Source organism: Maritalea sp. S77 (assembly GCF_049801075.1).
Taxonomy (GTDB): Bacteria; Pseudomonadota; Alphaproteobacteria; order Rhizobiales; family Devosiaceae; genus Maritalea.
The window spans coordinates 283,565-295,882 of sequence record NZ_JBNAGG010000001.1; the positions used below are offsets into that span (position 1 = coordinate 283,565).

The 12,318-nt window shown below is 51.3% G+C and carries 13 protein-coding genes; 7 read left to right on the forward strand and 6 right to left on the reverse strand.

Annotation, left to right across the window (positions count from 1 at the left end; all coding sequences use genetic code 11):
* The 3 genes from ACP15Y_RS01385 to ACP15Y_RS01395 are packed head-to-tail and all read left to right on the forward strand — an operon-like array spanning nt 1 to nt 3,267.
* Nucleotides 1-306 carry a virulence factor gene (locus ACP15Y_RS01385; RefSeq protein WP_424981227.1) on the forward strand — a complete coding sequence of 102 codons (306 nt, stop codon included), beginning with the start codon at nt 1-3 and terminating at the stop codon, nt 304-306.
* Nucleotides 307-1,224 (forward strand): dihydropteroate synthase, encoded by a 918-nt coding sequence (locus ACP15Y_RS01390; RefSeq protein ID WP_424981228.1) that lies wholly within the window; start codon nt 307-309, stop codon nt 1,222-1,224. It begins immediately after the preceding gene.
* A gap of 9 nt (nt 1,225-1,233) precedes the next feature.
* Nucleotides 1,234-3,267 (forward strand): ASKHA domain-containing protein, encoded by a 2,034-nt coding sequence (locus ACP15Y_RS01395; RefSeq protein WP_424981229.1) that lies wholly within the window; start codon nt 1,234-1,236, stop codon nt 3,265-3,267.
* Here the strand turns inward: ACP15Y_RS01395 and ACP15Y_RS01400 are convergent.
* Nucleotides 3,264-3,842: a TetR/AcrR family transcriptional regulator gene (locus ACP15Y_RS01400; protein ID WP_424981230.1), complete on the reverse strand. Its 579-nt coding sequence runs from the start codon at nt 3,840-3,842 to the stop codon at nt 3,264-3,266. The two genes, ACP15Y_RS01395 and ACP15Y_RS01400, sit on opposite strands and share 4 nt — an antisense overlap.
* A 77-nt stretch (nt 3,843-3,919) precedes the next feature.
* Here ACP15Y_RS01400 and ACP15Y_RS01405 point away from each other — a divergent pair, with 77 nt between their 5' ends.
* Nucleotides 3,920-4,294: a hypothetical protein gene (locus ACP15Y_RS01405; protein WP_424981231.1), complete on the forward strand. Its 375-nt coding sequence runs from the start codon at nt 3,920-3,922 to the stop codon at nt 4,292-4,294.
* A gap of 10 nt (nt 4,295-4,304) precedes the next feature.
* Nucleotides 4,305-4,805, forward strand: a complete 501-nt coding sequence (locus ACP15Y_RS01410) for a DUF1772 domain-containing protein (protein WP_424981232.1) — start codon at nt 4,305-4,307, stop codon at nt 4,803-4,805.
* Between the two features lie 144 nt (nt 4,806-4,949).
* On the opposite strand, the gene folD is transcribed toward ACP15Y_RS01410, so the two are convergent.
* From folD to ACP15Y_RS01435, 5 genes are read right to left on the reverse strand one after another with little or no spacing between them, the layout of a single operon-like run.
* Nucleotides 4,950-5,852: a bifunctional methylenetetrahydrofolate dehydrogenase/methenyltetrahydrofolate cyclohydrolase FolD gene (gene folD, locus ACP15Y_RS01415; RefSeq protein ID WP_424981233.1), complete on the reverse strand. Its 903-nt coding sequence runs from the start codon at nt 5,850-5,852 to the stop codon at nt 4,950-4,952.
* A complete protein-coding gene (locus tag ACP15Y_RS01420; RefSeq protein ID WP_424981234.1) occupies nt 5,852-6,628 on the reverse strand; it encodes a 5-oxoprolinase subunit PxpA in 777 nt (258 codons plus the stop codon). The genes folD and ACP15Y_RS01420 overlap by 1 nt, the downstream gene beginning before the upstream one ends.
* Complete coding sequence (locus ACP15Y_RS01425; RefSeq protein WP_424981235.1) at nt 6,625-7,530, reverse strand: biotin-dependent carboxyltransferase family protein; 906 nt, start codon at nt 7,528-7,530, stop codon at nt 6,625-6,627. Before ACP15Y_RS01425 ends, ACP15Y_RS01420 begins: the two co-directional genes overlap by 4 nt.
* A complete protein-coding gene (locus tag ACP15Y_RS01430) occupies nt 7,523-8,227 on the reverse strand; it encodes a 5-oxoprolinase subunit B family protein (RefSeq protein WP_424981236.1) in 705 nt (234 codons plus the stop codon). Before ACP15Y_RS01430 ends, ACP15Y_RS01425 begins: the two co-directional genes overlap by 8 nt.
* A gap of 7 nt (nt 8,228-8,234) precedes the next feature.
* Entirely contained in the window at nt 8,235-9,911 is a 1,677-nt protein-coding gene (locus tag ACP15Y_RS01435; RefSeq protein WP_424981237.1) for a formate--tetrahydrofolate ligase, read from the reverse strand.
* 174 nt (nt 9,912-10,085) lie between these two features.
* Here ACP15Y_RS01435 and ACP15Y_RS01440 point away from each other — a divergent pair, with 174 nt between their 5' ends.
* On the forward strand, nt 10,086-11,612 hold the full coding sequence (locus tag ACP15Y_RS01440; protein WP_424981238.1) for a cryptochrome/photolyase family protein: 1,527 nt from the start codon (nt 10,086-10,088) through the stop codon (nt 11,610-11,612).
* A gap of 50 nt (nt 11,613-11,662) precedes the next feature.
* Nucleotides 11,663-12,289 (forward strand): Pr6Pr family membrane protein, encoded by a 627-nt coding sequence (locus ACP15Y_RS01445; protein WP_424981239.1) that lies wholly within the window; start codon nt 11,663-11,665, stop codon nt 12,287-12,289.
* Nucleotides 12,290-12,318 lie beyond the last annotated feature (29 nt).

A 12,318-nucleotide genomic window follows, 5' to 3' on the forward strand; every position in this document is an offset into this window, starting at 1 on the left:
ATGAGTTTGACCGTTATTTATTGGCGCGACATCCCCACACAATTGAGTTTTGGCAAAGGACGTAAAGCCAAAAAACGTCCCCTCGCCGATCGGTTTATGGTGGCTGTTGATAAGGCGGCTATGGTGTCTGGTGCGGCGGATGATGACAGCTATTTGGAAGAATGGCGTCGCGAAGAAATTGATATTGGTGATGAAGCGCCAGAAGCGGCGATGGAACGCATCGCCTCCGAACTTGAAGAGCAATATCCCACAAAAACACTTGCACAATTGGCCCAAAATGGCGGCCGCAACACTTTAGAGGCATAAATGACTGTACGCACTGTTTTAAGTTCACCAACCAAAGAAGTGATCATCGGGTTTGACCAGCCATTTTGTGTGATTGGTGAGAAGATCAACCCGACAGGCCGCAAAAAACTGGCGGCGGAAATGAAAGAGCATAATTACAGCACAGTCGAAAAAGATGCGTTGGCACAAGTGGCTGCAGGCGCACATGTGTTGGACATTAATGCGGGCGTGCCTTTGGCAGACGAGCCGAAGATTTTGGCCGAGTGCATTCAGCTTGTGCAATCGCTGACAGATGTGCCTTTGTCCATTGATAGCTCAATCATTGATGCGCTTGAGGCTGGGCTTGCTGTTTATCAAGGTAAGCCTTTGGTCAACTCAGTAACCGGGGAAGATGAGAGTTTGGAACGCGTGTTGCCATTGATCAAAAAATATGGCGCGGCTGTTGTTGCAATCTCAAATGACGAAACTGGTATTTCGACTGATCCGAATGTGCGCTTTGAAGTGGCGAAGAAGATCGTTGAGCGGGCGCAGGACCACGGTATTCCAAAAGAAGATGTTGTGGTTGATCCGCTGGTGATGCCCATTGGCGCGATGAATGATGCGGGCCGTCAGGTGTTCACATTGCTGCGTCGCCTGCGTGAGGAATTGCAGGTGAACACAACTTGTGGCGCATCAAATGTCGGCTTTGGTATTCCCAACCGTCAATTGATGACTGGACATTTCTTGGCCATGGCGGCGGGCCATGGCATGACATCTGCAATCATGGGCGCCACACATAAAGAGCAAATGGATGCAATCCGCGCAGCCAATGTGCTTAATGGCTTCGACCCGGATTGTGGCGAATGGCTGCGTGCCAACCGCCCAGCTGCCCCTGAAGGCGAAGATGCTGAAGCTGGTGGCCGTCGTCGCCGTTCAGGCCGTCGCCGCGCTCGCGGATAGGAGAGTCTCATGACCGCGCCACAAGACGCATTGCTTGTTTTCCAGCCTTCTGGACGCAAGGGACGCTTTCCCATTGGTACGCCTATTCTCGACGCCGCGCGTGAGCTTGGCGTTTATGTGGAAAGTGTATGCGGTGGGCGCGGCATTTGTGGCAAATGTCAAGTCAGTGTCGCGAGTGGAAAATTTGCCAAATTCGGCATTGAAAGCAGCGAAGAAGGACTGTCGCCAAAAGGGTTCAAGGAAGAACGCTATGACGACAAACGCGGCCTAGAACCCGGCATGCGCCTTTCCTGTTCTGCCACCTTGCAGGGTGATATTGTTATCGACATTCCCGATGCGTTTCGGGTGGCGGGTCAAACAATTCGCAAAGATGCGAACACCGTCGGCATGTTGCGCGATCCCGCCATTCGGCTTTGCTATGTTGAGCTGGACGAGCCTGACATGCATAACCCCATGGGTGATGGGGATCGGCTGTGTCGCGCGATTGAAGATCAATTTGATCTTGAGCATCTCGAAATTCAACACCATTTGAAAGCTGACCTGCAAAAGATTTTGCGCCGCGGCAAATGGGAAGTTACTGCTGCCGTACAATTGGAAGGCGCTCGGCCACAAATTGTGGCGCTTTACGAAGGTTTGAGCGACGAGATGAATGGCATTGCCGTAGATATCGGCTCCACCACCATTGCGGCACACCTGACAGATTTGTCGACAGGGGAAATTCTTGCTTCAGCAGGTGTCGCCAACCCGCAAATTCGTTTTGGCGAAGATCTGATGTCGCGCGTGTCTTATGTGATGATGAATGATCGTGGGTTAGACGACCTCAACAAAGCGGTCATAGATGCGGTCAATTCGCTGATTGGTCAATTGCTTGATATGTCTGGACGCAAACGCAGTCATTTGCTGGATTGTGTTTTTGTGGCCAACCCTGTGATGCATCACCTGTTTTTGGGTTGGGATCCAACCGAAATTGGGCAAGCACCTTTTGCGTTGGTTCAATCAGCCCCCGTGCATGTGGCCACGCATGAAATTGGCTTGGATTTGCCGAAGGGTACGCAAACCTATTTGTTGCCGCTAATTGCTGGCCATGTGGGTGCAGACGCGGCGGCGGTGTTGTTGGCGGAACGGCCGCAGGAAAACACTGAGCCGACGCTGATCGTTGATGTGGGCACCAATGCGGAGATTGCCTTGTGGAATGGCACGCAGCTTTTTGCTGCCTCCTCACCCACCGGCCCAGCCTTTGAAGGTGCAGAAACCTCTTGTGGTCAACGGGCTGCGCCGGGTGCTATCGAACGTATCCGCATTAATCGCGATGATCTGACTTGTCGGTACAAGGTGATCGGCACCGAGCAATGGTCTGATGAAGATGGCTTTGTTGAAGGAGTGCAAACCACAGGCGTAACGGGCATTTGCGGTTCTGGCATCATCGAGATTATCGGCGAGATGCGTTTGGCGGGCATTTTGACTGATGACGGGATTATTCGTGCGCCTGAGACTGAAGCTGAACAGTCTGTTTTGATTGAGAATGGCCGGACATGGTCGTTTGTTGTGCGCGAAGGCACACCGCGTCTTGTCGTTACGCAAAATGATGTGCGGGCCATTCAGTTGGCCAAAGCTGCGCTTTATGCTGGTGTTAAGCTGTTGATGGATAAGGCCGGTTTGGAAACGTTGGGTCAGATCAAACTGGCAGGTGCGTTTGGTTCTTATATCGATCCGGCTTACGCGATGTTGTTGGGGTTGGTGCCAGACTGCACGGTTGAGAATGTGCGGGCTGTGGGCAACGCTGCGGGCCAAGGGGCGTTGCGCGCGTTGCTCGGCCGCGGCGAGCGGCGCTCTATCGAAGAGACAGCATTGACGGTCACAAAAATTGAGACCGCCTTGGAACCTGCATTCCAACAGCACTTTGTTGATGCGATGGGCATTCCCAATAGCGCTGATGCCTTTCCCCTCACCCGTGGGCATTTTGACATGGCTGCCTTTGTGAAAAAGACTGCTGAGGCGGGTGAACGGCCTAAACGTCGTGGACGTAGACGCGAGCGCCGCTAGGTCAATTGTTTCAATGTAGACATCGCCATCTCTACCCTCGCAGTGATTTCTGCGGCGGTGGGTTGGCTCATTACGCCGATCACGCGGCGGATTTGCCAATCGCCAATTAGTACCGACAAAAAGACATATAAGTCACGTTCAGCCGTGGAAATTGTGGATAGCTGCGTCAAAAGCGGCAAAAATTTCGGCGCTACACTTTGGCGACCTTCTTTGTTCAACACATCCCCCAATTCACCAGTGGGATCACCTGCCGCTGCTCTGTTTAACGCGATGGCATTGTCGCTGGTCAACATTGTGAGCAAGGTTTGTGCTGCAACGCGCAATGCGGGCTCGGCATCGTCACTCCGGGCCAATGCGGCTTCAATTTCATCTGCAGTCTGGCTGGCATTTTTGCGGATCATTGCGGCAAACAGGCCCTTTTTATCGCCATACCAATTGTAAAGTGTTTCGTTAGACGCCTTGGCGGCTTTGGCGATCTTGAGCATTGATATGTTTTCATATCCCTGCTGCGCCAAAAGGTTATAGGCAGTTGCTTCGATTTCGGCCATGCGCGCGTCTTTATTTTGCTTTTTCAAAATAGCCTCTTGATTTTTCCGTACATACAATTACGTTTATTGGTATCCGTACACATAATTACGCCAAAGGAGCCGGAATGTCTATCTCAGAAAATGAAACTGAAAAGCAAGTGGGTGCCGCGATTGCCGGTTTGATTATTTTACAGCTGGTGATGTTGGGATCACTCTATGCGCAAATTGCGCCGCACCCGCCTGCCATCATCCCGATATCTGGCATTGGCCCATTCCTTTCGGTCAGCCTTTCTGCTGCGGCTGGAGCATTGATTATTGGCCCTCTGAATGGGCGTTGGGGACGTATATTGGGCCTACTGGCCGCTGTACTTGCCATGGTTTCATTTGGACCGCAAAAATATATCGACCCGCAATTTCCGCTGGTTTGGCCTGCGGTTGTGTTTGGACAGCTTTGCGCAGGCTATATCGTTTTTGCCAATATCCAAACGCGTACACGTTAGGGAGCAATCCATGAAACATTTGACAACTTCTGTCGCGTTCGTTGCCGTTATGGCTAGTGGCACTATGCTTGGCTTTTTCTTTGCCTGGTATTGTTCCACCCTTTGGGGGCTTGATCTTTTGCCGCCGGAAACAGCCATCAGCGCTATGAATAGTATGAATTCAATTGTCCGGAATGCGAGCTTTGCGCCGCTCTTTTTTGGCACGCCAATCTATCTGGCGATCAGCGCTGCGTTTGCGTTCTCAACCGGAAACCAACCTAGTGCGATCTTGTTTTTCGTTGCGGCCATTATTTATGTTGCTGGCTGCTTTTTACTCACCGCCACAATCAATGTGCCAATGAATGAAGCGCATGGCCTCATCAATCCAGATGTTGTGGAGAACCCTAGTGAAATCTGGTCAACCTATTCGCACAATTGGCAATTTTGGAATGTTGTGCGCATGCTTTTTGCTGGACTAAGCTTTTTGGTCGGCCTTGCGGGCCTCTATCTGCTACACCGCAAAGCGCATTAGTTTGCTGATCGAACTACCTAGCCAACATCATGTTGTCATGGAATTTGTGCAGTTGCTTTGTCTTCATAATCGATGAAGCGCTGAACGAAAGTCATAAATTACCTATTAAAAAAACAAAGGGCCGCATAAGCGGCCCCGAATAAATTATGCTGTTAAATCGCTTGGAGGCGTGAGGCCGTTGGCGAGGCAGGTTGTGGTGATCGTATTTGCCAAAAGGCAAGCGATGGTCATCGGGCCTACGCCGCCCGGAACTGGTGTAATCGCGCCGGCGACTTTCGCAGCTTCCGTGGTCTCCACATCGCCTACAAGTTTGGTTTTGCCCTCACCTTTTTCGGGGGCGTCAACGCGGTTGATGCCCACATCGATAACAGTTGCGCCGGGTTTCACCCAATCGCCTTTCACCATTTCGGGCCGTCCAACGGCCGCGACAATAATGTCGGCTTGGCGGCAAATGCCTGCCAAATCTTTGGTGCGCGAGTGCGCCACCGTAACTGTGCAATTGTCGCGCAGCAGAAGTTGCGACATTGGCTTGCCCACGAGATTGGAACGGCCAATGATTACCGCGTTCAGCCCCTCGAGTTTGCCCAGTTGGTCGCGCAGCAACATCAAGCTGCCCAATGGTGTGCAAGATACGGGGCCGGGCAAGCCGATGGCGAGTTTGCCCACATTTTCTGGCGTGAAGCAGTCTACATCTTTGGCGGGGGAAATGCGTTCGATGATTTTGTCGCCACTAATATGATCTGGCACAGGCATTTGCACCAGAATGCCGTTTACATCATCGCGCTCATTCAGCTCGTCGATCAGTGCCAACAAGTCCGCTTCGCTGGTGTCTGCAGGCAGCTCATATTTAAATGAGTTCATGCCAACTTCTTTGGTCTGTTTTGACTTGGAGTTTACATAGACTTGGCTGGCTGGATCTTCCCCTACAATCACCACGGCGAGGCCAGGCGTCAGGTTATGTTCGCTCTTTAGGCGTTGCACATGTTCAGCGATCCGTTGGCGCAATTGGCTGGCAAAGGCTTTGCCATCGATGATTTGGGCAGTCATCAGTTCTCTCCTTGAGCGTCTAAAAACGGGGAAATCTCAATATTTTGATCTTTTAGCGCAGCCACAATTGCACGCACCATTGCAACAGCGTCAGGGCTATCGCCATGTACACAAATGGATTGCGCCTTCAGCGGCGTAAAGCTGCCATCCATGGCGAGCACGCCTTGCTTTTGCACAATATTAATCACATGCTTGATGGCGTCATCGGTGTTGTGCAGCACTGCGCCTTTTAACTGACGCGACGCGAGCTGACCTTCTACAGTGTAAGCGCGATCAGCATATGCTTCATCATATACCGAAAGGCCATGACGGATTGCCGCCATGGTCTGCTCAGAACTTGCAAGCGCCAATACAGCCATTTCGGGATCGAACTCTTTGACAATGCGCATGACATGATCTGCGGTTTCGCTCTCTTCGGCCGCCATATTGGCCAATGCGCCATGCACTTTTACATAGCGCGCGGCGGTGCCTTCGGCAGAAGCCACTGTTTGAAAACGTTCCAACTGCCTGAGCAATTGATCGCGCAATTCGTCAAAACTGAGTTTGAGCCGGGTGCGGCCAAAGTTTTCTTTGTCTTCAAATCCGGGGTGTGCGCCGATGCTGACATTGTTGGCCAGAGCCAATTGAATGCTGTCGCGGATGGTTTTCTCATCCCCGGCATGACCGCCGCAGGCAATATTCGCGCTGGAGATCAGCGGCATCAGCTCTTTGTCGGTTCCGGCGCCCTCGCCCAAATCCGCATTAAGGTCAATGCTGGTGGGGCCGTGTTGCGTCATAATAGTTGATGCGCTTTCTCTAGAGTGATGGATTGAAATCTGATGCGGGTGTTTGGCCGCAATTGGGCTGCTCGGTCAAGGTCTTTATCAATTAAAGTTGCAATTCGTGGATAACCGCCAGTGGGCTGATGGTCGCGCATCAAGATTACCGGTGTGCCTTCGCCTAAAATCTGAATGTCACCGGGCACCACGGCGTCAGATACTAAGCCCAGCTCGTCTATTTGGGCAAAACGATGTTCTGGATCGTTTAGGCGTACGCCCATCCGGTCTGTCGACGAAGAAATTGTAAAGGGATGCTCGAAAAGGTCTTGCCACGCCTCTCGACCGAGCAAGTCTGCATGTAGACCCGGCAATAAGCGCAGCACAACCTCATCGGCTTCCGCAGCCGTTTCATCTGGTTTGGACGCGGCAGGCGCTTGCATTGCTGGTTGGCCGGGCACGAGCTGAATCTCATCGCCAACTTTTAAGGCGCGGCCATCCAAACCGCCAATATGGGCCGCGAGATTGGTCGCCTTACTGCCAAGTAAAGATGGCACCTCTAACTCATCGCCAAAACGAACATAGCCATACATGCCACGCGGGCCTGTCGTTATATCCACCACATCGCCATCTTGCAGTTGTGCCGTGAATGGCCAGTTCTGCACGCCTCCATTGATGGTACAGGCAAAGTGCCCTCCGGCGGCAGCCATGTGCATGGGCGCACCGTGATAGGTAAACTTCATCCCGAGCATGGTGAATTCAAGTGCGCTGGTGGCGCCCTCACCTAGCAGTGACAATGTATAAGAGAAGGATGGACGATCCATTGGCCCACTTGCGGAGACCCCAAATTTCAGACCGATACTTCGACCTGAATCCTGCACGGTTGAATGAGGTGAGACGCGCTGGAACACAATCTTATTCATGATCTTGTTCCTTTGCGCTCAGTTCAACAAAGTCGCCGGGTTTCACTTTTACAGGTGGGTCAATATGCACATCAAAATTGTTCAGATCGCAATGGCCGATCACGCTCCATCCCGTGCGAATGGGCACGCTGGTGATGGCCGTTTGCCCCGCAGCGAACAGGACTGAACCGGGTGGCACGTTTTCCCGCAATTCATTATGACGCGGAAAATTACGCCAATTCTCGTGCAGGCCGAGATAAACAAATCCAGGGGAAAACCCTAAAGCCAGTACATCTAAGGGCAGTGCTGTGTGTTGTTCAATAAACTCAGCGGCGGACAACTTTAAGTCGGTGTAGACATGCTCAAAATCTGGACCGCCAGCTCCGCCATAAGAGATGTCAATTTGGTGGATTTCGTTATTTTCATGGGCGCGCAGCTTTTCCAAATCAAAGCTGGCCAAGAGCATTTGCAGCTCTTGTTGTAATGTCCCGTAGGCCACGCGTTTTGGATCATATCGCACGAGGCAGGAAAGTAAATTGGAATTGGCCCCAATGATCAGCGGGGCCAATTTCTCTTCAACAATTTTGGTGAACTGAATCGCTTGCCGATTGGCATTAAGCTGCAATTCAGTGCCGAACACCACCAAAATGGCGCGGTCGCCAAGTGGTTGCAGCTTAACGTGCCCGCGTTTTCGGTTTTGCGATGCCAGTTCAACCATAAGTGTTTTAGAACAATCCTTCGATTTGACCTGCATCATCAAGCTTGATGGCCTCCGCCGAAGGCACTTTTGGCAAACCCGGCATGGTCATGATTTCACCGCAGATTGCCACAACAAAGCCCGCACCTGCTGAAAGCCGCACTTCCCGCACGGGGATAGAATGACCAGTCGGCGCGCCGCGCATGTTTGGATCAGTGGTGAAGGAATATTGGGTCTTTGCCATACAAATGGGCAAGTCGCCATATCCGGCCTTTTCCCAATTTTTCAATTGGTTCAGTACCTTTTTGTCCATCACCACTTCGTCAGCACGGTAAACTTCTTTGGCAATCTTTTCTATCTTATCCGCCAAGCCCAGATTGTCTTCATAAAGTGGCGAAAACTTGCCATCGAAATTGTCGATCATATCAACAACATGTTCAGCCAAGGCTTTGGTGCCTTCGGAGCCATGTTCCCAATGCTGACAGAGGATGGCTTTCGCGCCCTCGCCTTCAACAAAAGTCTTCAGAGCTTCAACTTCAGCGTCACTGTCGGTCACGAAATGGTTGATTGCCACAACGGCGGGCACACCGAATTTCTTGATGTTTTCCAAGTGCCGCGAGAGGTTGGCGCAACCTTTTTTCAGCGCATCAACATTTTCAGCACCCAAATCGTCTTTAGCCACACCGCCATTCATCTTCAATGCACGGATGGTCGCCACGATCACAACGGCATTTGGTGAAAGTCCTGCCTTGCGACATTTAATGTCGAAGAATTTCTCAGCGCCCAAATCGGCGCCAAAGCCTGCTTCTGTGACCACATAATCGGCCAGTTTAAGCGCGGTTTTGGTGGCGATCACGGAGTTGCAGCCATGGGCGATGTTTGCAAATGGGCCGCCATGGATAAAGGCCGGGTTGTTTTCCAGCGTTTGCACCAAATTGGGCTGCATTGCTTGCTGCAACAGTACAGTCATTGCGCCGTCTGCTTTGATGTCGCGGCAATAAACAGGTGTTTTGTCGCGGCGATAAGCCACTATGATGTTGCCCAAACGGCGTTGCAGATCTTCAAGATCTTCAGCCAAGCAAAGGATCGCCATGATTTCGGAAGCCACCGTAATGTCGAACCCGGCTTCGCGCGGGAAGCCGTTGGTGGCGCCGCCGAGTGATGTGACAACCGAACGCAAAGCGCGATCATTCATGTCCAGCACGCGCCGCCATGTGATGCGACGGATATCGATATCTTCCGCGTTGCCCCAATAGACGTGATTGTCGATCATGGCAGACAACAGATTGTGGGCTGAGGTGATGGCGTGGAAATCGCCGGTGAAGTGCAAATTGATGTCTTCCATCGGCACCACTTGGGCGTAGCCGCCCCCGGCTGCGCCGCCCTTCATGCCAAAGCATGGGCCGAGCGAAGGTTCGCGGATACAAATGGCGGCATTTTTGCCAATGGCGTTCAGGCCATCGCCCAATCCAACTGTTGTGGTGGTTTTCCCCTCACCCGCAGGTGTTGGGTTGATTGCAGTCACCAAAATCAGCTTGCCGTTTTCCCGGTTCGCTTGTGCTTTGATAAAGTCTTGAGAAATCTTGGCTTTGTCGTGGCCGAACGGCAAAAGATGTTCAGATGGAATGCCAAGTTTTTCGCCAATTTGCGCAATTGGCTGCTTGCGCGCTTCACGCGCGATTTCAATATCAGATTTAAAAGTCATTTCTGTCCCCACAGATTTTTTGCCGCGATTAAACGCGTTCATTTTGTAATTGTCTAGCCCACCAATCTGCGCGGCGGCCTTCCTGCGGATAATCCTTGGCTGATCTGTATATGTCGTCACTGCGTAGCGCATATGACAATTTTCATTCCGCCAATCCCGCCGCAAGGACTTTGTATGCGCAACCTCATTTTGATTCTGGGCGATCAACTCTCTCGCGATATCAGCAGTTTAGAGGGATTCGACCCGAAACAAGATCACATTTTGATGTGCGAGGTGTGGGATGAAGCCACTTATGTGAAGCACCACAAAAAGAAAATCGCCTTTTTATTCTCGGCCATGCGCCACTTTGCCAATGAATTGGAGGCTGAGGGGCTGCCCATCAGCTACACAAAACTAGATGATGCAGAAAATGCAGGCTCCTTCTCTGGCGAAGTAAAACGCGCTCTAGATCAATTCGCACCCGAAAAGCTAGTTGTCACATTCCCCGGCGAATATCGGGTTTTGGAAGAGATCAAATCATGGTCGGAACGCTTTGATATCGATGTCGATATTCGCGAGGATGATCGGTTTTTTGTGTCGCCAGATTGGTTCGAAAAATGGGCTAGCGGACGCAAAAACCTGCGGATGGAATATTTCTATCGGCAGTTGCGGCAGGACCATCGGATATTGATGGATGGTGATAAGCCCGAAGGTGGCAAGTGGAACTATGACCAAGAAAACCGTAAGCCGCCGCGCGACGGCATGAATGTGCCTGCCCCCTATCGCGGGCAAACCGATGAGATTACGCAAGACTGTATTGCGTTGGTTGCCGAACGGTTCGGTGATCATTTTGGTGACTTGGAGCCGTTCTATTTTGCAGTAACGCGTGATCAGGCGCTTTATGCATTGGATAAGTTCTTTGACGAACGGTTTAGCCAGTTTGGTGATTATCAGGATGCGATGATTCAGGGTGAACCCTGGATGTTTCACAGCCACATCAGCTTCTATCTCAATTGCGGGTTGCTCAACCCGCGTGAAGTGGTGAAACGCGCCGAATTTGCCTATTATGATGGACAAGCGCCGCTTAATGCGGTGGAAGGTTTTATCCGGCAGATATTGGGCTGGCGCGAATATGTGCGCGGCATTTATTGGCTAAAAATGCCGGATTATGCAGAAGAGAATGCGTTGGATGCCCAGCGCGATTTGCCTTGGTTTTTCTGGACGGGCGAAACGCAAATGAACTGCCTCCGCCAATGTATTTTGGAAACCAAAGAAAACGCATATGCTCACCATATTCAGCGCTTGATGGTGCTTGGCAATTTTGCCTTGTTGGCGGGGCTGGACCCGAAACAGGTCAATGAATGGTATTTGATCGTTTACGCGGACGCTTTCGAATGGGTGGAGATGCCGAATGTAACGGGCATGATTTTGTTTGCCGATGGTGGCGAGTTGGCCAGCAAGCCTTATGCGGCCAGCGGCGCATATATCAACCGCATGTCGAATTATTGCGAGAGTTGCACCTATAAGGTGACGCAAAAGAACGGGCCAAAGGCTTGTCCGTTCAACTATCTTTATTGGGATTTCTTTTTGCGCAACAATGATAAGTTGAAGGGCAACCCGCGGCTGAATAATGCCTATGGCACCCTCAATCGCATGAAAGATGAAAAGATCGACGCGATCCGCGCAGACACAAAACGATTTTTGGAAAACCTTGACGAATAGAAGCCAAAACCGACAATAATCTCAATAGTTTTAGATTTATTGGTCGGGTTATGGATATTTCAAAATTTGTGTCTTGGGCTGGGCTGGCGCTCGGCTGTGCGTTTGTCGTTTTGCAGTTTTATCTTTCCACCCCGCTTCGCTTTGCCAATGGCGATAATCTTTTCGGTGCCTTGTGGTTTTTGCTGACCTTTTTCACCATCCTCACCAATATTGGTGTCGTGTTGGTGCACCTATCCGCTCAGACCGCAGTTGAAAGACTAGGCTGGTTCCGTCAGGCACATGTGCGCACCATGTTTGCTGTACTGATTTTTGTGGTGATGCTGGTTTATCATTTTGTTTTAGCGCCGCTTTGGCAGCCACAAGGCCTGTTCGCCGTTGCCGATATTGGCCTGCATTATGTTACGCCGCTGCTTTATCTCGCATGGTGGATGACCACCCCACGTGGTGAAACCGCAAAGTTCAGCGACATTCCAATTATGCTTTTGCCGCCCGTCTTATATTTGGTGTGGGCGTTGGCACGTGGGCTGATTGTCGGGGAATACCCCTACCCGTTTTTGAATTATGATGTGTTGGGTGCGGCCCTTTTGGCGCGAAATATTGTTGGCTTGTTTCTCGGCGTCGCCCTGCTCTATGCGCTGTTTATCTTCATTGAAAACCGATTGCCCAAACAGGCTTAGGCTTGCCAAACGGGGCAAATCATATCAAT

Coding starts and splice junctions, on each gene's coding strand:
- ACP15Y_RS01405 (WP_424981231.1), top strand. CDS start 3,920: ATGTCTATCTCAGAAAATGAAACTGAAAAGCAAGTGGGTGCCGCGATT.
- ACP15Y_RS01420 (WP_424981234.1), bottom strand. CDS start 6,628: ATGACGCAACACGGCCCCACCAGCATTGACCTTAATGCGGATTTGGGC.
- ACP15Y_RS01395 (WP_424981229.1), top strand. CDS start 1,234: ATGACCGCGCCACAAGACGCATTGCTTGTTTTCCAGCCTTCTGGACGC.
- ACP15Y_RS01440 (WP_424981238.1), top strand. CDS start 10,086: ATGCGCAACCTCATTTTGATTCTGGGCGATCAACTCTCTCGCGATATC.
- ACP15Y_RS01425 (WP_424981235.1), bottom strand. CDS start 7,530: ATGAATAAGATTGTGTTCCAGCGCGTCTCACCTCATTCAACCGTGCAG.
- ACP15Y_RS01435 (WP_424981237.1), bottom strand. CDS start 9,911: ATGACTTTTAAATCTGATATTGAAATCGCGCGTGAAGCGCGCAAGCAG.
- ACP15Y_RS01385 (WP_424981227.1), top strand. CDS start 1: ATGAGTTTGACCGTTATTTATTGGCGCGACATCCCCACACAATTGAGT.
- folD (WP_424981233.1), bottom strand. CDS start 5,852: ATGACTGCCCAAATCATCGATGGCAAAGCCTTTGCCAGCCAATTGCGC.
- ACP15Y_RS01445 (WP_424981239.1), top strand. CDS start 11,663: ATGGATATTTCAAAATTTGTGTCTTGGGCTGGGCTGGCGCTCGGCTGT.
- ACP15Y_RS01410 (WP_424981232.1), top strand. CDS start 4,305: ATGAAACATTTGACAACTTCTGTCGCGTTCGTTGCCGTTATGGCTAGT.
- ACP15Y_RS01390 (WP_424981228.1), top strand. CDS start 307: ATGACTGTACGCACTGTTTTAAGTTCACCAACCAAAGAAGTGATCATC.
- ACP15Y_RS01430 (WP_424981236.1), bottom strand. CDS start 8,227: ATGGTTGAACTGGCATCGCAAAACCGAAAACGCGGGCACGTTAAGCTG.